The 18,287-nt window shown below is 60.2% G+C and carries 19 protein-coding genes and 1 pseudogene; 7 read left to right on the forward strand and 13 right to left on the reverse strand.

The window, feature by feature from the left end; translation table 11 throughout:
• The first annotated feature begins 3 nt into the window (after positions 1–3).
• Positions 4–1,458, forward strand: a complete 1,455-nt coding sequence (gene rhlB / locus ACZZZU_RS09230; protein WP_122494161.1) for an ATP-dependent RNA helicase RhlB — start codon at positions 4–6, stop codon at positions 1,456–1,458.
• 242 nt (positions 1,459–1,700) lie between these two features.
• On the opposite strand, the gene moaE is transcribed toward rhlB, so the two are convergent.
• From moaE to ACZZZU_RS09250, 4 genes are all read right to left on the reverse strand, one after another.
• Entirely contained in the window at positions 1,701–2,153 is a 453-nt protein-coding gene (gene moaE / locus ACZZZU_RS09235; RefSeq protein WP_463550415.1) for a molybdopterin synthase catalytic subunit MoaE, read from the reverse strand.
• Between the two features lies 1 nt (position 2,154).
• Positions 2,155–2,403, reverse strand: coding sequence for a MoaD/ThiS family protein (locus ACZZZU_RS09240; protein WP_122494163.1), 249 nt, complete (start codon positions 2,401–2,403; stop codon positions 2,155–2,157).
• Positions 2,403–2,879: a cyclic pyranopterin monophosphate synthase MoaC gene (gene moaC / locus ACZZZU_RS09245; RefSeq protein WP_122452520.1), complete on the reverse strand. Its 477-nt coding sequence runs from the start codon at positions 2,877–2,879 to the stop codon at positions 2,403–2,405. Before moaC ends, ACZZZU_RS09240 begins: the two co-directional genes overlap by 1 nt.
• A 209-nt stretch (positions 2,880–3,088) precedes the next feature.
• Positions 3,089–3,985 carry a DMT family transporter gene (locus ACZZZU_RS09250; RefSeq protein WP_463550416.1) on the reverse strand — a complete coding sequence of 299 codons (897 nt, stop codon included), beginning with the start codon at positions 3,983–3,985 and terminating at the stop codon, positions 3,089–3,091.
• A 147-nt stretch (positions 3,986–4,132) separates the two neighbouring features.
• On the opposite strand from ACZZZU_RS09250, the gene ACZZZU_RS09255 reads away from it, so the two are divergent.
• The gene (locus ACZZZU_RS09255; protein ID WP_463550417.1) at positions 4,133–5,008 is read left to right on the forward strand and encodes a helix-turn-helix domain-containing protein; all 876 of its coding nucleotides are present in this window, start codon (positions 4,133–4,135) and stop codon (positions 5,006–5,008) included.
• Positions 5,009–5,134: 126 nt separating this feature from the next.
• Here ACZZZU_RS09255 and ACZZZU_RS09260 read toward each other — a convergent pair whose 3' ends face one another.
• The 7 genes from ACZZZU_RS09260 to ACZZZU_RS09290 form a co-directional block, all read right to left on the reverse strand.
• Entirely contained in the window at positions 5,135–5,458 is a 324-nt protein-coding gene (locus ACZZZU_RS09260) for a DUF3325 domain-containing protein (protein ID WP_463383666.1), read from the reverse strand.
• Positions 5,458–7,044: a PepSY-associated TM helix domain-containing protein gene (locus ACZZZU_RS09265; RefSeq protein WP_463550418.1), complete on the reverse strand. Its 1,587-nt coding sequence runs from the start codon at positions 7,042–7,044 to the stop codon at positions 5,458–5,460. Before ACZZZU_RS09265 ends, ACZZZU_RS09260 begins: the two co-directional genes overlap by 1 nt.
• Complete coding sequence (locus tag ACZZZU_RS09270) at positions 7,041–7,313, reverse strand: DUF3649 domain-containing protein (RefSeq protein ID WP_463552124.1); 273 nt, start codon at positions 7,311–7,313, stop codon at positions 7,041–7,043. The genes ACZZZU_RS09265 and ACZZZU_RS09270 overlap by 4 nt, the downstream gene beginning before the upstream one ends.
• 76 nt (positions 7,314–7,389) lie before the next feature.
• Positions 7,390–9,822: a TonB-dependent siderophore receptor gene (locus tag ACZZZU_RS09275; protein ID WP_463550419.1), complete on the reverse strand. Its 2,433-nt coding sequence runs from the start codon at positions 9,820–9,822 to the stop codon at positions 7,390–7,392.
• 163 nt (positions 9,823–9,985) lie between these two features.
• Positions 9,986–10,936, reverse strand: a complete 951-nt coding sequence (locus tag ACZZZU_RS09280; protein ID WP_463550420.1) for a FecR domain-containing protein — start codon at positions 10,934–10,936, stop codon at positions 9,986–9,988.
• The gene (locus ACZZZU_RS09285; RefSeq protein ID WP_463550421.1) at positions 10,933–11,439 is read right to left on the reverse strand and encodes a sigma-70 family RNA polymerase sigma factor; all 507 of its coding nucleotides are present in this window, start codon (positions 11,437–11,439) and stop codon (positions 10,933–10,935) included. Before ACZZZU_RS09285 ends, ACZZZU_RS09280 begins: the two co-directional genes overlap by 4 nt.
• A 77-nt stretch (positions 11,440–11,516) precedes the next feature.
• On the reverse strand, positions 11,517–11,789 hold the full coding sequence (locus tag ACZZZU_RS09290) for a DUF3509 domain-containing protein (protein ID WP_163016616.1): 273 nt from the start codon (positions 11,787–11,789) through the stop codon (positions 11,517–11,519).
• Between the two features lie 491 nt (positions 11,790–12,280).
• Between ACZZZU_RS09290 and ACZZZU_RS09295 the strand changes: the two are divergent.
• A pseudogene (locus tag ACZZZU_RS09295) lies at positions 12,281–12,502 on the forward strand (DUF3509 domain-containing protein); the annotation flags it as partial.
• 41 nt (positions 12,503–12,543) lie between these two features.
• Here the strand turns inward: ACZZZU_RS09295 and ACZZZU_RS09300 are convergent.
• Positions 12,544–13,041 (reverse strand): phosphate-starvation-inducible PsiE family protein, encoded by a 498-nt coding sequence (locus ACZZZU_RS09300; protein ID WP_122494179.1) that lies wholly within the window; start codon positions 13,039–13,041, stop codon positions 12,544–12,546.
• Between the two features lie 262 nt (positions 13,042–13,303).
• Between ACZZZU_RS09300 and ACZZZU_RS09305 the strand changes: the two genes are divergently transcribed.
• Together ACZZZU_RS09305 and ACZZZU_RS09310 are read left to right on the forward strand one after the other, a co-directional pair.
• Positions 13,304–14,245 (forward strand): MBL fold metallo-hydrolase, encoded by a 942-nt coding sequence (locus ACZZZU_RS09305; RefSeq protein ID WP_206000612.1) that lies wholly within the window; start codon positions 13,304–13,306, stop codon positions 14,243–14,245.
• Between the two features lie 94 nt (positions 14,246–14,339).
• Entirely contained in the window at positions 14,340–14,597 is a 258-nt protein-coding gene (locus tag ACZZZU_RS09310) for a YebG family protein (protein WP_122452509.1), read from the forward strand.
• 91 nt (positions 14,598–14,688) lie between these two features.
• Here ACZZZU_RS09310 and trxB read toward each other — a convergent pair whose 3' ends face one another.
• Entirely contained in the window at positions 14,689–15,630 is a 942-nt protein-coding gene (gene trxB, locus ACZZZU_RS09315) for a thioredoxin-disulfide reductase (protein WP_122494183.1), read from the reverse strand.
• A 270-nt stretch (positions 15,631–15,900) separates the two neighbouring features.
• Here trxB and cysZ point away from each other — a divergent pair, with 270 nt between their 5' ends.
• Together cysZ and ACZZZU_RS09325 are read left to right on the forward strand one after the other, a co-directional pair.
• Complete coding sequence (cysZ, locus tag ACZZZU_RS09320; RefSeq protein WP_463550422.1) at positions 15,901–16,650, forward strand: sulfate transporter CysZ; 750 nt, start codon at positions 15,901–15,903, stop codon at positions 16,648–16,650.
• Positions 16,651–16,717: 67 nt separating this feature from the next.
• Positions 16,718–17,980 (forward strand): DUF6538 domain-containing protein, encoded by a 1,263-nt coding sequence (locus tag ACZZZU_RS09325; protein WP_463550423.1) that lies wholly within the window; start codon positions 16,718–16,720, stop codon positions 17,978–17,980.
• The last annotated feature ends 307 nt before the right edge of the window (positions 17,981–18,287 follow it).

Raw genomic sequence — 18,287 nt, forward strand, 5'->3', positions numbered from 1 at the left:
CCCGTGCTCAAAGCACTCAAGAAAATGTTTGGCAAAGGCGAAGGCGAGCAGCCGACGTCTGTTCCTGCCGCCCCCTCTTCCGCGTCCTCTCCTGCCGTAGACAGCCCCCGCCAGGCCAGCACCAGCCAGCCGCGGCCGCCACGCGCAGCGAAAACCGAGCACACCGACGCCGCTCCAGCGCCTAGCGCGCCTGCCACGCCAACCGAAAAACCGCGCCGCGCCCGTCCTGCGCCGGTGGTCAGCACCTGGAAACTGGAAGACTTCGCCGTAGAGCCGCAAGCCGGCAAAACCCGCTTTCACGACTTCGCCCTGTCGCCCGAGCTGATGCACGCTATCCATGACCTGGGCTTCCCGTACTGCACGCCGATTCAGGCCGAAGTGCTCGGCTACACGCTCAAAGGTCAAGACGCCATCGGCCGCGCGCAAACCGGCACCGGCAAAACCGCCGCGTTTCTGATTTCGATCATCACCCAGCTGCAGCAAACCCCAGCGCCGAAAGAGCGCTACATGGGCGAGCCGCGTGCGCTGATCATTGCCCCCACCCGCGAACTGGTGGTTCAGATCGCCAAAGACGCCGTGGCACTGACCAAGTACACCGGCCTGAACGTGATGTCGTTTGTCGGCGGCATGGATTTCGACAAGCAGCTCAAGCAGCTCGAATCGCGTTACTGCGACATTCTGGTGGCCACTCCGGGTCGCCTGCTGGACTTCGCCCAACGCGGTGAAGTGCACCTGGATATGGTCGAAGTGATGGTGCTGGACGAAGCCGACCGCATGCTCGACATGGGCTTTATTCCGCAGGTTCGGCAGATCATTCGCCAGACGCCGCCGAAGAACGAGCGCCAGACGCTGCTGTTCTCCGCGACCTTCACCGAAGACGTAATGAACCTCGCCAAGCAATGGACCACCACCCCGGCCATTGTTGAAATCGAGCCGGAAAACGTCGCCAGCGACAGCGTGGAGCAACACATCTACGCCGTCGCCGGCAGCGACAAATACAAGCTGCTGTACAACCTCATCACCCAGAACAACTGGGAACGCGTGATGGTGTTTGCCAACCGCAAAGACGAAGTACGCCGCATTGAAGAACGCCTGCTTCGTGATGGCGTGAGCGCCGCGCAAATGTCTGGCGACGTGCCGCAGCACAAACGCATCAAAACCCTGGAAGGCTTCCGCGAAGGCAAGATTCGCGTGATGGTCGCCACCGATGTGGCCGGGCGCGGCATTCACATCGACGGCATCAGCCACGTGATCAACTTCACCCTGCCGGAAATGCCGGACGACTACGTACACCGCATCGGCCGCACCGGCCGCGCGGGTGCCAGTGGCGTGTCGATCAGCTTTGCCGGGGAAGACGACTCGTATCAGTTGCCGGCGATTGAAGAATTGCTCGGTCGCAAGATCAACTGCGAGACGCCGCCGACCGAGTTACTGACGCCGGTGCCGCGTAAGCACTAAAGCGCTGGTGGTTTTACGAAAAAGCCCGTCTTTGTGACGGGCTTTTTTATGATTGACGGAAATCTTCCAACAAAACCTCCGTCATCCTCGCGCACGCGGGGATCCAGTATTTGTCAGGGAAATACACACGCCTGGGCGAGCCTAGCCCCCGAACGTCAGACCGCCGCGCGCGGGAGGATGGTGAAAAAAGCATCGCGGCTAAAGCCGCTCCTACAGACCGTGGGCGGGCGATGCTTTTGCCCCTACTTCTCCCACCGCTGCGCCGCATCCTTATCGCTGCACTTGCCTTCAACCCAACGCGGCCCTTCGGGGGTGTCTTCCTGTTTCCAGAACGGCGCGCGGGTTTTCAGGTAGTCCATGATGAAGGCGCAGGCCTCGAACGCGGCCTGGCGATGCGCGCTGCTGGTGGCGACGAATACGATGGGCTCGCCCGGTTCCAGTCGGCCAATGCGGTGCAGCACCTCAACCTTTAAAAGCGGCCAGCGCTGGCCCGCTTCGTCGGCAATTTTGCCGAGGGCTTTTTCAGTCATGCCGGGAAAATGTTCGAGGAACATGCCCGACACATCACGGCCATCGTTGAAGTCGCGTACGTAGCCGACAAAGCTCACCACCGCCCCCACGCCGGCATTGGCGGCGTGCATGGTGTTGAGTTCCAGGCCCGGGTCGAAGGCGGCAGCTTGTACGCGAATGGCCATGTCAGCCTCCGGTCACGGTGGGGAAAAACGCCACTTCATCGCCGTCTGCCAGGGGCTCGTCGAGGCTGCACAGTTCCTGGTTGCGGGCGCACATCAGGTTCTGCTCGCCGAGCACCTGCCATACGCCGCCACGGGCCAGCAGGTGCAGGCGCAGGGCGTCGAGGGTAGCGAATGCGCTGGTGTCGTTTATTTGCTCGGCGTCGATGCCGACGGCCTCGCGGTAACGGGCGAAATACTGCACGCGGATCATCACTGCACCTCGTCGGCCTTGAAATGGCCGCTCTTGCCGCCGAGTTTTTCCAGCAGGCGCACCGACTCGATCACCATGCCGCGATCCACGGCCTTGCACATGTCATACAGCGTCAGCGCGGCAACGCTGGCGGCGGTCAGGGCTTCCATTTCCACGCCGGTCTGGCCGGACAATTTGCACCGCGCCTGAATATGCACGCGGTCTTCGCCCTCGGCGTTGAGCTCGACTTTGACGCCGGTGAGCATCAGCGGATGGCACAGGGGAATGAGGTCGCTGGTTTTTTTCGCCGCTTGAATACCGGCAATGCGCGCGACGGCAAACACGTCGCCCTTGGGGTGGCCGCCGGATTGAATCAATTGCAGCGTCTGCGGCTGCATGCGCACGTAAGCTTCGGCCACGGCTTCACGGAAGGTCACCGCTTTGTCGGTGACATCGACCATATTGGCGCGGCCTTGGGAGTCGAGATGGGTTAACACGGGGCGTGCTCCGTTGGAAGAGCGGGAATTAAACCCGTGGGTCAGAATTGGGTCAATGGCCGGTCGATCAAGATCAACGGCCCCTCTCGCCTGCCCGGTCGGCCTAGCGGGATAGGGAGCCGACCGAAGATCAAGCGTCGAACGCCGTTCAGTTCCCCTCTCTCGCTGGCGGGAGAGGGGCTAGGGGTGAGGGCCGGACCAAACCTCGGTCACCGCGCCAACGCCACCCCCACAACCGGCTTCGCCTTCCTGAACACCAACACATTCCCCACCATCACCAACACCAGCCCCATCAATGCCGGTGCGCTCCATTGGTAACCCTCAACAAACGCCGAGATGTTCAGCGCCACCACCGGAAACAGCACCGTGCAGTACGCCGCCCGGTCCGGCCCCATGCGCCCGACCAGGGTCAGGTACGCGGTGAAGCCAATCACCGAACCCGGAATCGCCAGGTACAGCAGCGACCACACGTACTGCGCGCTCGCGTCAAAACTCAGCGGCGTGCCGGTTACAAGGCAATAGCCGCTCAGAATCAGCGCGCCGTAGAGCATGCCCCAGGCGTTGGTGGTCAGCGGTTTGAAGCCGGCTTTTTGTTGCAGGCTGGAGAGCATGTTGCCGGCGGAAAAACACAGCGTGCCGAACAGCGCCAATGCCAGGCCGATCAGGGTTTCGCGGCTGGCTTCATGGCCGGCCATTTCCGGCCAGAACAACAACGCCAACCCGGCCAGGCCAAGAGCCCCGCCGGTCATTACGTTGAGGGCGATGCGCTGGCCGAAAAACACCCGCGCGTTAATGGCGTTCCACAGCGTGGCGGTGGAAAACACCACGGCGATCAGCCCGCTCGGAATCCACTGACTGGCGGTGTAAAAGCACATGAAGTTCACGCAGAACAGGCACAACCCCTGGGCCAGACACAGCCATTGCGCGCGGCGGTTAAGCGGTTGCAGGCGGCGGCTGAGCAGCAACACGGCAAACAGCACCAGCGCCGCCAGGCCGAAGCGATAGGCGATGGACAGCGGGATGGCAACGCTGCCGACTTGCAGCTTGATGGCGATCCAGGTGGTGCCCCAGATCAGCACGGTAAGCAGGTACAACGAGAGGTTCATGGCAGTGCTCCTGAGCGATGCCGGCAGTCTGCTCAGCTCACCTCGCGCCCGCTTGCACAAACTTGCGCTTATTTACCGGCGGCGGCTGGCAGCCACGTGCGTCGGCGTTACCATAGCCGTCATCGCCCCCCGTCAGCGCCCCGTGCCATGTCGCAGCTTTCTCACATTCAGGTGTTCCAAGCGCTCAACAGCTCGCCCAATGCGCAGCTGGAGCATTGCGCCGAATTGGGCGACGGCTTGAGCGCCGCCATGTGGAGCAACCACCACGACGCGCGCGAGTACGAGGGGCCGAGTCATCACACCTTGTCGTGTTATCTGGCTGGCGGCACCGGCACGTTTCGCCGCGAAAAACCGGGCGAAAAAGGCGCGCCGGGCAAGTTGTGCATCATGCCGGTGGGCCACGATTCTTCCTGGGTCATAAACGGCGACATCCGCCTGGCGCACCTATATATCAGCCCCGAACGCTTCGCCCTGAGCGCCATCAGCCTGCTGGACCGCGAGCCACGGGAAGTGGAATTGCGCGAAGGCACCTTTGTCGACGACCCGCTGCAAGCCCAACGCTTCCACCAACTCACGTCGCTGAACTGGAATGAGCCCGGCGAGCGTTTGCTGACCAGCAGCCTGGCGCACGAAATGATCAGCCATGCCCTACTCAACCAGGTGGGCCAGCGGCAAAACCTGCGGCTTAAGGGCGGACTGGCGCCGGCGTTGCGCCGCGTGCTGGGCGAGTACATCGAAGCGCACCTGAGCGAACCCATTAGTCTGGGCCAACTGGCCACGCTGGCGGCGCTGTCGGAATACCACTTTGCGCGCATGTTCCGGGAAAGCTTTGGCGTGCCGCCGCACCGGTATCTACTGGCGCGGCGTCTGGTGCGGGCTCAGCATTTGTTGAAAGACACTGCTCTGCCGCTGGGGGATGTGGCGCTGGCGTGTGGGTTTGCCAGTGCCAGTCATTTCAGTAATAGGTTTCGCAGTGCCTTGGGGGCAACGCCTGGGGAATATCGGGCGGCGTTGAAAGCGTAACCGAACAAAAAAACTGTCATTCCCGCGCAGGCGGGAATCCAGAGTGCTGCAGGTATATTCAGTGGCCGGCAAAGCCTGGATCCCCGCGTTCGCGAGGATGACGGTGGGTTGGTTTAAAGCCGCTACTCATGCCAACAACGCGATCAACCCACTCAGCGGCAAAATCCCACTCAGCGGCAGCACCCAGCCGCTGCGCCACGCCATCAGCAAGCCGACGCTCAGCCCGGCGAGCATCAGCTGCAACAGCCCGGTGATGATGCCCATGTCGGCAGTCAGCTCGATGATGTTCAAGGCCATGCCCAGCGCCAGCAACAACGCGCCGACCGCGCGCAAACCGTAGGTGCGGGCGTTGGACGGTGCGCTGTTGAGCAGCGCTTTATGGTGGCGCGACATGGCCAGGCACAGGGCTGTCATGCCCAGATAGTTAAGGCCGAAAGCAAGAAACAACATCAGACGCTCTCCTCTGCCAGCTCACGGCGTTCCCGTTTCGCGCGGACCTTCACCGGCGCTTCTTTGGCCACGCGCGGCCACCAGGCCAATTTCGCGCACAGCAGGCCGACGGCAAAAATCGCCAGGTCGATGCCCGGCACGCGCCAGTCACCGCGCGCTATGGCGGCGCTCAGGGCGCCCGGTTGGCCGGTGAGTACGTCCAGCGCCGGCAGCCCCAACGCCAACACGGCAGCGACGGAGAATAGATCTCGCCCTACCCGGCCACTGTTGCGGCGAGCGATGGCCCAGAGCGCGACGGCGACCCACACGCCAATAAAGGTGTATGCCTCCCAGTGGTCGCGCAGGTTGACGGTGTTCGGAATCAGCCGGTTGCCGTACAGCAGACCGAGGCTGGCAATCGGCAAGCCGCCGAGCACCGCGCCGTTCATGGCGCGCACAAACCCCACGCCCCAGCCGCCTTTGGCTTCGCGCTTGCGCAGCCACACCTGTAAGCCGCCGGCCACCATGGCGCAGCCCATCAGGCCCAACCCGAGGTACAGCCAGCGCACGATGGCGCCACCAAACTGCGCCATGTGCACGTTGGTCAGCCAGGCGTACGCGGTGTAGCCGGGTTTGTAGGGTTTCTGTTCGTGGAGGAAGGCGCCTGTAGTGGCGTCGTACGACATGATCCATTGGAAGTCGACCACGCGAGAGCGGTCGTAGCGGCGAATGTCGACCACAGCGGCTTTGTCGCCCGGGTGGTGCACGCTGATCCAACCGGTTTCGGTGCCGCCTTCGCCGCTCGCGGCCCAGCGCCGTTTGGCGTCCAGCACCAGCTTGTCGATGGAGGCAGCGTGGTCGGTTTTACGTTTGAGTTCTTCACGGCCGAACTGGCCTTGCACTTCGGAGAACATCTTTTCGATGTCGCCCTTGTAGCCCACCTTCAAGCCTGCGGGCATATAGAAGGTGACGAAAATCGCCAGGCCGGTGTAGGCGATCAGCAGGTGGAACGGCAGGCCGACCACGCCGAACAGGTTGTGTGCGTCGAGCCAGGCGCGCTGGCCGTTGGCGTCGGGACGCAGGGTGAAGAAATCTTTGAAAATGCGCCGGTGAATGATGATGCCGCTGACCAGCGCCACCAGCATGAACATGCCGGCAATGGCGACGATGTACATGCCGAGCATGCCGCCAAACAGGTTGTAATGCAGGGTGAACCAGAAGTTACCGCCGAGGGTTTTCGGCAGCACCTCGCCAGTTTGCGGATCGAGGGTGAAGCTAACAAACGGCTCCAGCTCGTTTTGCGGCTCGTAGCCGGCGTACCAGTAAGGTTGGCGCTCGTCGGGCGGACGCATCCAGATGGCGTGCGGCGGTTTCGGTGCCTGTTTCTGCACCCAGGCGCTGACCTGATCCAGCGTCAGCGAGGTTTCGCCAACCGGGTGCAGGGTCGGGCGCATCCACACTTCCAGCTCTTTGTCGAAGCAGGCAATGCTGCCGCCGAACAAGATGACGAACAGCAACCAGGACGGCAGCAACCCGCCCCAGGTGTGCAGCCCGGCCATGGCCTGACGCAAACTTTTGTTTTTTACCGTGCTCTCTGCCGAACTCATCGCCGTGCTCCGAAATCACCCGCGACCAACGCCGCTGCCGCCAATACCACGCTCAGCCCCACCAACACCAACCAGGCCCGCGAGGCGGACCGGGCGGCGAAGGTGTAAATAATGGCCGCCGCGTAGACGATAAAACTCGCCAGGCTGGCGAACACCACCCGGTCGCTGCGCACCAGCGGCAGGTACACCGTCAGGAACATGGTGCTGGCGTAAGCCAGGCCATAGCCGGCGAAGATGGCCGCGATGATGCGCGACGTGGTCGCCAGCACCGGAGACGTTCTCCAGTTGCCGGCGGCGCTTTTGCTCGAAATAGCGTTACTCACGGGACTCCTTCATAGCCAAGCGTTACCAGTCATAGGTCGCGCTCGCGGTCACTGTGCGCCCGTAGCCGTAGTAGCAGGCTTGCTCGGTGCACGAACTGTAATATTCCTTGTCGTCCAGGTTGCTGGCATTCACTGCCAGTTTCAGGCCGTCGATTTTGTAGTGCAGGCTGGCGTCGAACAGGGTGTAGCCGCCGGTTTCCACGTTGATGATGCGCGGGCCGTACAAGCCATACAGGGCGTTGCGGCCGGTGTACGAGGTTTCGCCGGTGTAGCGCGCACCAAAGCCTGCGCCAAGGCCGGCCAGCGGGCCGCTCGGTTGGGTGTAATCCAGCCAGGCGCCGGCCGATTCACGCGGCACATACGGCATGCGCGTGTCTTCTTCCCAGGCGTTAACACTCTTTTGCACGCGGGCGTCGGTGCGGCTGTAGTTGGCGGTCAGGTCCAGGCCTTCGGCCAAACTGGCCAGCGCTTCGATCTCAAACCCTTTGCTGCGCACCTCGCCCACCTGACGCACTTCGGTGATGTTGTTGGGGTTGGTGCTGACCACGTTTTGCTTGGTGATATCGAAAAACGCCAGGCTCACAAAGCTGCGCTGCCCTTCGGGCTGGAACTTGATGCCCGCTTCGTATTGCTTGCCGGTTTCCGGCTCGAACGGCTGGTTGGTTACAGGATCCGTGGCGGTGGTCGGGTTGAACGACTCGCTGTAGCTGACGTAAGGCGCCAAGCCGTTGTCAGCGACATACACCAGGCCGACGCGGCCGGTGAAGGCTTCGTCATCGCGGCTCACGCGGCTGCCGTTGAGGTTGCTGGTGGTGTCGCCTTTGGCGATGTCGTAACGCCCGCCAAGCAGCAGATTCCAGTGTTCGTCGAACTTGATCTGGTCCTGGGCGTAAAAGCCGGTCTGCCGACGCATGATGTCGTTGTCGGAATCTTTGGCCGGCAGCGGCACGTCGAGGCCGTATTGCGGGTTGTACAGGTCCAGCGTCGGGCCAGTGCCCAGGCGGCTGATTTCGTGGTTGTCGAGCCGGCGCCAGTCCACGCCCAGCAACAGGTCGTGGCTCACCGGGCCGGTGTCGAAATTCGCTTCGGCCTGGTTGTCCATCGACCAGGCGCTGAACTGCTCGTCTTTCACGTTCGCGCTGCGGGTCAGGGTGCGGCCGTCGAAGCGCACGCCGATGTTGTTCAGGTAGCGGTAGTCGTAATTCATGTTTTCGTAGCGCACGTTCTGGCGCAGCGACCACACGTCGTTGAGGCGGTGCGACAGCTCGTAGCCGAGCGAGGCATGGGTGCGTTCGAACTTATTGAAGTTCGGGTCGCCTTCGTAAAAATCGGGGTCGCGGTTGTCTTTCAGGCGGAAGGCTTGCATCAGCTCCGGGGCGAAGGCGCGGCTGAAGGCGAAGTTGCCGTCGTCTTTTTGATAGGTGGCCAGCAGCGTCAGCTCGGTGTCGTCGTTCGGCTTCCAGGTCAGGGTCGGAGCGAAGGCTTGGCGCTTGTTGTCGGTTTTGTCGACCTGGCCGTTCATGTCGTTGCCGAGCATGGTCACGCGATAGGCCAACGTGCCTTGGTCGTCCAGCGGGCCACCGAAGTCGGCGGCGAGTTCGCCCAGCTCATCACTGCCGGCGCGAACGCTGACCTGGTGCAACGGCGTATCGGGGGCGCGTTTGCTCACCAGGTTGATCACCCCACCCGGCTCGCTTTGGCCGTATAGCACCGAGGCCGGGCCGCGCAGCACTTCAACGCGCTCCAGCAAATAGGTGTCGGGGCGCATCATGCCGTAGGTGCCGCGCGACAATGGCAGGCCGTTGACGAAGGTGGAGCTTTTCGAGTCGAAGCCGCGCAGGCTCATCCAGTCGTAACGCGGGTCGTAGCCGTACGGCACGCTGACGCTTGGGGTATAGCGCAACGCTTGTTCAACGGTGGTTACGCCACGGGCTTCCATTTGTTCGCGGCTGACCACGGAAATGGACTGTGGGGTTTCCAGAATCGAGGCGTCGGTTTTGGTGCCGACTCGGGTGCGTTTGGCCACATAACCGCCCACCGGGCCGACGGGAGAGTCGACCTGGCTGCTGCTGTTGATGTTGACGTCACCCAATTCCACCTGTCCCTCCTTTAGGGCCGGCGCCTGTTCAATACGAAAACTGCCATCGCTGGCCTGCACCGCTCGCAAGCCTGAGCCAGCGAGCAATTGGGCGAACCCTTGCTGCACCGGAAACTGGCCGTTCAGCCCAGCGCTGCTGCGCCCGGCGGTTAATTGCGGGTCAAAGCTGAGCAGCACACCGGCACGCCGGGCGAACGCGTTCAAGGCGTTGTCCAGCGAACCCGCCGGAATCTGGTAATTCTGGTTGGCGGGCGCAGCGCTGACGACCATTGGCAGCGCTGCCAGAGGCAGGCTGACGCTAAGCAGTGCCACGCGCACCGCGCGAGCCAGGAGATGCGGAGTGCAAAGAACGGCCATGAACGAATCCTTCGGCTAGAAAAAGTGGTTAGCGGAAGGGAGGCCGAGCAACTCCGAAAAACCTGCAAAACTTTTTGGGAATTATTTACATCGGCGAAGAAATTGCAATCGACGCGTGTCCGAATGGCACTCTGTCTTTAACAAGGTGTGTACATGAACGGTTCTAAACGGCCGCCAACGTCACCCACCAACGGGTGCGATACAGCACCTGAACCGGCAGGGTTCGCGCCACGGCTTGCAGTGCACGCTCGCTGTCATCCAGGGGGAACACACCGGAAATACGCAGCTCGGCCACAGCCGGATCGCAGCGCAACAGGCCACGGCGCTGACGGCTGAACTCGGCGGTGAAATCGGCCAGGCGCATGTGCCGCGCCACCAGCACGCCGTCCATCCAGCTGCTGCGCTCGCTTTCTACCGCTAGCGGCGTTTGCACCGCGTGACTGCTGAAGCGCGTTTGCCAGCCTTGATTGATGACGCTGGCGTTGCTGCCATCGCCGGGATGCACCTCTACCGAGCCCTCGTACACCGCCACCTCGCACAGCTCGCCACGTTCACGCAGCAGAAAGCGCGTACCCAGCGCACGCAAACGGCCTTGGGCGGTATTCACCCAAAACAGGCGGCGCTGCGGGTCGGCGGCGGTTTCGACAAAGATTTCGCCCTGGTACAGACGGATCAGCCGCTGCTCGCTGGTGTACTGGATGTCCACCGCAGTGCCGGCGTTCAGGTGCAGGCGGCCGCCGTCGGGCAGAACAACCTTGCGCCGCTCGCCGATACCGGTGCGCACGTCGGCCAGCCACGGCTGGATGGCATCGTTGCGCTGTGCGATCACCCCGGCGCCGCCGGCTGCAACAAGAACCGCCAGCGCTTTAAGGGCACGGCGCCGCTGCGGGTCGTGACGGGCGCCGTCCAAGGTGGCGCGGCCGACACCTGGGCCCACGGCCGCGAAGCGTCCGCTCAAAGCGTCCAAGCGCTGCCAGGCCAATTCGTTGTCCGGGTGTTGCGCACGCCAATGCTGGCAGGCGCTGAGTTCATCGGCCGCGCACGCGCCCGAGGCCAAGCGCACGCGCCAGGCAATGGCCTGTTCCACCACGGCCATGTTCAGCGGCGCGCTCATGAATACAGCGCCTTGTAGCAGTGGCTGAACGCGAGCGTCATGTATTGCTGAATGGAGCTGAGCGACAGGCCCATGCGCTCGGCGATCTGCGGGTAGGTCAGGCCATCGAGCTGCGACAGCAGAAAGGCTTCGCGCACGCGCGGTTTCAGCCCGTCGAGCAGGCGGTCGATTTCAATCAGGGTTTCGAGTACAAGCGCGCGTGATTCCGGCGAGGGCACTTCTGGCTCTGGCAGCACGGCGAGTGCGTCGAGATACGCGCGTTCCAGACTGGCGCGGCGGTAATGATCCACCAGCAAGCCACGGGCGATGGTGGCGAGAAAGGCGCGCGGCTCACGCAGCTGTTTGCTTTCGCGTTGCAGCAGCACACGCACGAAGGTGTCTTGCGCCAGGTCCGCGGCGTTGTGCGGGCAATCCGTACGTTGACGCAGCCAGCCGTTCAGCCATCGATGATGGTCGTGGTAGAGCGCGGTCAGAAAAGAGGAAAAGGCGGAGTGAGCCGGCACAGCAGCACCTGAATGAGCGACACGTTCTTAAATGCGAATATATTTCAATTAAGACACAGTGTCACGCACGTCACGGCTCAGACCAAGGTTTCGTTCGCCGCCGGGCTCAACTTGCCGAGGCACGACAACCCGCGCCCCTGATCGATGGCCAGACCAAAGCGGATGCTGGTGATGACTTGCTCCAGTTTTTCGATATCGGCCAACTGATCGCTGCTCAACATCCGCTGCGCCACGCGACCTTGATCGTTGGAGAGCGAAAGCATTGCGCTGCCATCCGGGCCGCCAATGCTGAAACGCACCAGGAACTCATCCTTAAAAGAGTCGCTGACGTATTTAAAGGGATTAACCATGGCCTCATACCTCGGTTTGTTCATTACTTGCTTAACCCCTTCGCAAGTCGGGGGCCAACTTCGCCAGCAACGCGACAGGCGGTCGGGAATGAAAGGCTTTAGGTCGTTATTTATTCGACTTGGCAGTTCCGCGCACGACGAAGGCCGTTTTCCACCCCCGAATTCACACGGCCGTTTAAGCGAAAAGTGCACCGCAAACAACCACTTGCCCCTTAACCGGGCAGTCAGCATCCGGTGCCACTACTGGGCCAGTAAGTGCTATTAAAATAATTGCGAAGGGAAAGTTTGAGCTTTGCCGAAGGCCGTCTACGCTGAAACACGGCGCGCTAAAAACATCTTGTCCGAAGACTAGAACTTTGTACGAGCGTGACCGGTCAACAACCAAGACTTGAATAACAAGACTTGCCTAACTGGTGTGCAAACCAGGCTGTTTTAACTACCTGCCCCTGCCAAGTTTTATTCAGCCCTATTTAGCAAACAGGTAATGGACCATGCACAATCCCTTTCAGTTACTGACCGAAGCGTTCCACCCGCAATACCGCGTCAACCTGAGCATCGAGCGGCTCGATGGCAGCATCATGTTGACCTTGTCCGAAGACCAGACCGTGGTAGCCAAGCGTCTGATCAGCCCGGACCAACGTAACGACGAGAAGCGCCTGCGCAACGTGATCCGCTCGCTGCAACAACGCATCGAGCTCGAACACGCTGCGGTTTAACGCCGGTATTTCTCAACCTGCCTGTTAGAGCACAGCGCCTAGTCGGTGTCCGCGGCTTCGGCTTCAGTCGAACGTGAGGACGAGGCGCTTCTGCTTTCCCCCTTCGCCGTCACCGACGGAAAGTTCGACGACGCATAGCGCACCACCAACACCGCCAGGGCCAGCAGCAAGATCGCGCCCGACACATACACCACGCCCATATCCGGTCTCTGATGATGTGACACATCGGAAATCAGCAACCGCGTGAGCGCCGTAATCGCCACGTAAATCAGAAAGCGCACCGGCATGTGGTTGGTCTTGAAGTAGATGCCGACCATGGCACCCAGCTCCAAGTAAATGAACAACAGCAGAATGTCGTCGACCGTGATGTGGCCTTTTTCGATCATCTGCAAAAACGCCGTGACCGCCGCCCACGCCGTTATGCCACCGATGCCGAACAGCGCCAGGTAGTGAAAACTCTCCACCAGCAAATCGCCCAGCGACTCGGCCAGACCATGCATGGACTGTTTGAGGTGTTCCGCCCATTTGATTTTCAACACGCGCTTCCTTGAGGAACTGTGCAGCCAAGGGTATGGCCAGCAGATGACAAGCTCATATGCACGTTAAAGGCCATGGCGAGCGCATTGAAACAGTCTGTGACAGCGCAGGGGGCTGGACACGGCGGTTATTTCCCAGCGATAACCTGCGTCCGGCCCACGTCCGTCTATGGTGGTTGAGACCACTTCGCAAGGGAGCTTGAAGATGAAAAATCCAGTGTGCTGCACGCACCAGGCGCTGCTGCTGATTGTGCTGGTGTTGATGTGCGCGTTCAGCCTCGTGCACCCCGGCCTCGCCATTGCCGCCCCAGTGGCCAAACAAAACACCCAAGTGCCCGGCTATTACCGCCTGGCCCTGGGCGATTTTGAAGTTACCGCGCTGTACGACGGCTTCAACCTGATCAACAACAAACTGCTCAAGGGCGCCAGCGCCGACACCATCCAGAGCGCGCAAGCGCGGCAGTTCCTCGACGCCACCAACGGCGTGCAAACCGCCGTGAACGCGTTCCTGATCAACACCGGCGAGCACCTGGTGCTGGTCGACAGCGGCGCCGGCAAGTGCCTGACCGACAACCTCGGCAACGTCCAACGCGACATCGAAGCGGCCGGCTATACGCTGGAACAAGTCGACACCCTGCTACTCACCCACCTGCACCCCGACCATGCCTGCGGCGTGCTCGACGCCAAGGGCGAACGCGCGTTTCCCAACGCCACGCTGATGCTCAACAAAGCCGAAGCCGACTATTGGCTGAACCCGGAATTGCTGGCAAAGGCACCTGCCGACAAACAAGCACGGCTGAAAATGATCGCCGCCAGCGCCGCGCCTTATAAAGCCGCCGGCAAGTTGAAGCTGTTCACCGACGGCAGCGAGCTGGTGCCGGGCGTGAAAGACATGGCCCTGTACGGCCACACCCCTGGCCACAGCGGATTCATGTTCACCTCCAAAGGGCACAAGTTGCTGGTATGGGGCGATGTGGTGCACAGCCACTCGATTCAATTCGCCCATCCGCAAGTGGCCATCGAATTCGACAGCGACGCCAAACAAGCCATCGCCACGCGCAAACACATCTTCGCCGAGGCCTCGGCAGAGAAATTCCTGGTCGCCGGCGCGCACCTGCCCTTCCCCGGCATCGGCCACGTGCGCAAAAGAGGCACGGGCTTTGCCTGGGTGCCTATCGAATTTTCGCCGTTGCCCAAACCCTGATTGCGGGGTGCCACTGTTCAACCAGGCGCGAGTCCTTTATGCTCGCCTACCTGTATAAATACACAGTAATTGTTGCTAGAAGGTGAGGTGATGAATGGCCGTCGAAGTGGTGTACCGCAGCAGTCGCGATCCGGAGCGCTTGTTCATGGATAAAGCCGAAGCCGATCGTTACGACAAGATGCTCGAACTGGCCGAATCACTGGCCGTGGTGCTGCAAAAAGCCGTGCCGTCGCTGAGCGAACAGCAGGTTGAGGAAATCGGGATTTATATGGCGAAGAACAGAGATGTTTTCGCGAAAGCTTTTAAAAATCCAGAAGCGTTGAACGAGCTCAATAGCACGGAAGAAGCCTGACATCGGCGCAAAGAATAATCGTCGCCATCACGCAGTAGAGGGTTTCGGAGCTACAGCCATGCAACGCAGCGCGGCTGTAGCCTCAAGACCGTTAATCTTCCAGATAGCGCTCTACATCAAGTGCAGCCATGCAACCCGCACCGGCGGATGTGATGGCCTGGCGATAAACGTGGTCAGCCACATCGCCTGCCGCAAACACGCCCGGAATGCTGGTCGCCGTGGCATTGCCTTCGCGCCCGCCATTAACCACCAGATAACCATCCTTCAACGCCAACTGCCCTTCGAACAACGCGGTGTTTGGCGTGTGGCCGATGGCGATAAACACCCCGTCCACTTTCAGCTCTGATGTACCGCCATCGTTGTGCTGCAAACGCACGCCGGTTACGCCTTTGTCGTCGCCGAGCACCTCGTTTACCGAAGCATTGAGCTTGAGCTCGATTTTCCCCTCCGCGACTCGCGCATACAGTTTGTCGATCAGAATTTTCTCTGCCCGGAAGGTTTCGCGGCGGTGCACCAACGTCACTTTGCTGGCGATGTTGGCCAGGTACAGCGCTTCCTCCACGGCCGTGTTGCCACCGCCGACTACCGCCACTTCGCGGTTGCGGTAGAAGAAACCGTCGCAGGTGGCGCAGGCCGAAACGCCTTGGCCCATAAACGTCTGCTCGGATGGCAAGCCCAGGTAACGCGCGCTGGCGCCGGTGGCGATAATCAAGGCATCGCAGGTGTAGGTGGCGCTGTCGCCGGTGAGCGTGAACGGCTTGCCGGCCAGGTCGACGGCATTGATATGGTCGAAGACGATCTCGGTCTCAAAACGCTCGGCATGTTCCTGCATACGCTGCATCAGCGCGGGGCCAGTCAGGCCATGCACGTCGCCAGGCCAGTTATCCACTTCGGTGGTCGTGGTCAGTTGGCCGCCGGCCTGCATGCCGGTGATCAGCAGCGGTTTGAGGTTGGCGCGCGCGGCATACACCGCCGCCGAATAACCGGCAGGGCCGGAGCCGAGAATAATCACCCGAGCGTGACGAACAGCCATGGACCGCCTCCTCCGGCATCACCGGAAATAAAAAGAGACCACCCGAGCACTTGGGGAAGGCTTTGAAGAGGGGCAGTCCCGTAAACCGTGTCCGCTAGCGGACGGCAATGGCGGCAAGGTTACGGAGCCGATTGTTATCTAGGAAATGTCGAATACTTATGTGCGTCATAGCCGAACGCTATCCCGCTTCAGACACACCGTTACAGCCAACCGCTTCCGATCCCTGAGCGAAGGCGCTAAGGTCGGCCGGTCTTATTCAAGGAAAACGCCATGCCCGCTCCCGTCCTCTCCGGCCCGCAATACCTTCGCGAAGGCCTGAAGCTGGTGCTCAGCCCCGGCCTGCGCCTGTTCGTGTTGCTGCCGCTGGCCATCAACCTGATTTTATTTGTCGGCCTGATCGTCTTCGCCACCCAGCAATTCAACGGCTGGCTCCATGCGTTGATGCCCAACCCGGACGGCTGGCTGAGCTTTCTGAGCTTTATTCTTTGGCCCATATTCTTCGTGCTGATCCTCCTGATGGTGTTCTTCACCTTCACCACCCTGGCCAACATCATCGCCGCGCCGTTCAACGGCTTTCTCTCAGAAAAAGTGGAAGTAGTGGTGCGCGGCGAAGACAACTTCCCGCCCTTCCGCTGGAGCGAATTGGTCGCCATGGTGCCGCGTACCCTGGGCCGCGAAGCGCGCAAGTTGGGCTACTTTCTGCCGCGTGCCATCGGCCTGTTTATCCTCTCCTTCATTCCCGGCCTGAACATCATCGCTGCACCGCTGTGGGTGCTGTTCGGCATTTGGATGATGTGCGTGCAGTACATCGACTACCCGGCCGACAACAACAAACTCGGCTGGAACGAAATGCTCGCCTGGCTGCGCGAGAAGCGCTGGCAGAGTTTGGGTTTTGGCGGCTCGGTGTACCTGGCGCTGCTGATTCCCGGCGTAAACGTGGTGATGATGCCTGCTGCCGTTGCTGGCGCCACGTTGTTCTGGGTGCGTGAACGCAGCCCGGCGGTTGTGGTCAGTACCTAATCGGCGTCATGCCTTAGACGTGAAATCTCAGTCCCTTTCCTGCAACTGATACATAAGGCAGGTACACATGGGACTGATCGCACAACCATTCCGGCATCCTGATTCTGGAATCTACTATTTACGCCGACGGGTGCCCGATGACCTTCGCGATGACCTCGGCAAAACCGAAATTCGCCGATCACTGAATACACGAGACCCGCAGGTCGCAAAGGCTGCATTTCTCGCTGCGTATGCCGAATCGGAACAGCTTTTCCAAAACACCCGAAACACGTTAAACGGTATTTCAGCCCCGCTAGTTGGACCCGAGTTACGCACTATCGGCCATACGCCTATAACGCTCTCTGAGGTGCTTAGACGCTATGTCAGCTCGCTGCCGATGTCGGGCAAACCTCAACACGTCATAACGCGTCATTCGGTGGATTACAGCCGTGCAGTGAATCGTCTGATAGCGAACATTGGCAACCAGTCAATCACAGCCGTCACGCCCGAAAACATCCATTCGTTCGCAGCTGAACTAATCAATCCACCGACTGGAACGGGACCATTGGCAGCGTCTAGCACCAAGCTGTTGCTCGCCCGGATTTCGTCTGTGCTGTCTTTTGCCGTGGATTCGGGCTGGCTGATTCAAAACCCGGTCAGTGCATCACGCATTCACAAACGGATCGGTACAACCAAACCCAAGCGGTCATTTGACGATGACAAGGGCTACAAATGGAATGAGCTGATCACGATGTTCAGCTGTGAACAATTTAAACGCTGTCAGCATGTATCTGGACGACCAGGCAACGCGGTGTACTGGATTCCCCTACTAACCGCCTACACTGGAATGCGTCGTGAAGAAGCGGCGCAATTGTATGTTGACGACATTCGTCGGAATGACGACGGGCATTGGTACTTTAGGATCAACGACGACAAACCTGACCAATCGGTGAAAAACCATAGCAGTCGCCGCAACGTACCGATTCATTCAGACCTAGTGGCATTGGGGTTGCTAGAGCTCTTGAAATGTACCCACACGGATCAAAGACTGTTCCCCCAATTGACAAAGGTTTCAGATGGTTTTGCTGGCATCGTTTCCAAAGCGTGGCGCCCCATAACCCAGCAATGTGGCGTGTACCGACCCGGCAGACATCCCCTTCACGCATTCCGTCATACCTTCAAAACCATTGCTCGCGAAGTCGGTATTCCCAAAGAGGTCAGCGACTGGATCACAGGGCATGCGTCAAACAATCTTGGTGATGACTACGGCATCAACCCGTTGTCACGTATGGCGACGGAAATGAATAAATTTCCAAGCATTGCAAAAGCAGCAGGATTGTTACCTTCGTAACAACAAATACACAGATATCAATCATTACTCACGTGAGGATTGCATCAATTATCTATTAATAGCTTTGCATTGCCCTGTACCCCTGTCGACCTTCCGAAAAGCCTGCATCTAAAGGCCTATAAGTGAATTTTATCAAGGGCCGTTTAATACAATAGAAATAATCTTGACAAAGCTAATTTTTATTGGCGAATTTGTTTAATCCTGGTTGAAGATGTTTTACCATGGGCGACATCAAAACAAGCGGGTTACGTATCTTGGCAGTCACATGATTGCCTGCTGCGCACCCACTCGCCCATTAAAATCTGAA

Source organism: Pseudomonas sp. AC136 (assembly GCF_979258585.1).

Excerpts from the sequence above, each read along its gene's own strand:
- moaE (WP_463550415.1), bottom strand. The coding sequence starts at position 2,153 with ATGGCCATTCGCGTACAAGCTGCCGCCTTCGACCCGGGCCTGGAACTC.
- ACZZZU_RS09240 (WP_122494163.1), bottom strand. The coding sequence starts at position 2,403 with ATGATCCGCGTGCAGTATTTCGCCCGTTACCGCGAGGCCGTCGGCATC.
- ACZZZU_RS09250 (WP_463550416.1), bottom strand. The coding sequence starts at position 3,985 with ATGAACCTCTCGTTGTACCTGCTTACCGTGCTGATCTGGGGCACCACC.
- ACZZZU_RS09255 (WP_463550417.1), top strand. The coding sequence starts at position 4,133 with ATGTCGCAGCTTTCTCACATTCAGGTGTTCCAAGCGCTCAACAGCTCG.
- ACZZZU_RS09260 (WP_463383666.1), bottom strand. The coding sequence starts at position 5,458 with ATGTTGTTTCTTGCTTTCGGCCTTAACTATCTGGGCATGACAGCCCTG.
- ACZZZU_RS09265 (WP_463550418.1), bottom strand. The coding sequence starts at position 7,044 with ATGAGTTCGGCAGAGAGCACGGTAAAAAACAAAAGTTTGCGTCAGGCC.
- ACZZZU_RS09275 (WP_463550419.1), bottom strand. The coding sequence starts at position 9,822 with ATGGCCGTTCTTTGCACTCCGCATCTCCTGGCTCGCGCGGTGCGCGTG.
- ACZZZU_RS09280 (WP_463550420.1), bottom strand. The coding sequence starts at position 10,936 with ATGAGCGCGCCGCTGAACATGGCCGTGGTGGAACAGGCCATTGCCTGG.
- ACZZZU_RS09290 (WP_163016616.1), bottom strand. The coding sequence starts at position 11,789 with ATGGTTAATCCCTTTAAATACGTCAGCGACTCTTTTAAGGATGAGTTC.
- ACZZZU_RS09305 (WP_206000612.1), top strand. The coding sequence starts at position 13,304 with ATGTGCGCGTTCAGCCTCGTGCACCCCGGCCTCGCCATTGCCGCCCCA.
- ACZZZU_RS09310 (WP_122452509.1), top strand. The coding sequence starts at position 14,340 with ATGGCCGTCGAAGTGGTGTACCGCAGCAGTCGCGATCCGGAGCGCTTG.
- trxB (WP_122494183.1), bottom strand. The coding sequence starts at position 15,630 with ATGGCTGTTCGTCACGCTCGGGTGATTATTCTCGGCTCCGGCCCTGCC.
- cysZ (WP_463550422.1), top strand. The coding sequence starts at position 15,901 with ATGCCCGCTCCCGTCCTCTCCGGCCCGCAATACCTTCGCGAAGGCCTG.
- ACZZZU_RS09325 (WP_463550423.1), top strand. The coding sequence starts at position 16,718 with ATGGGACTGATCGCACAACCATTCCGGCATCCTGATTCTGGAATCTAC.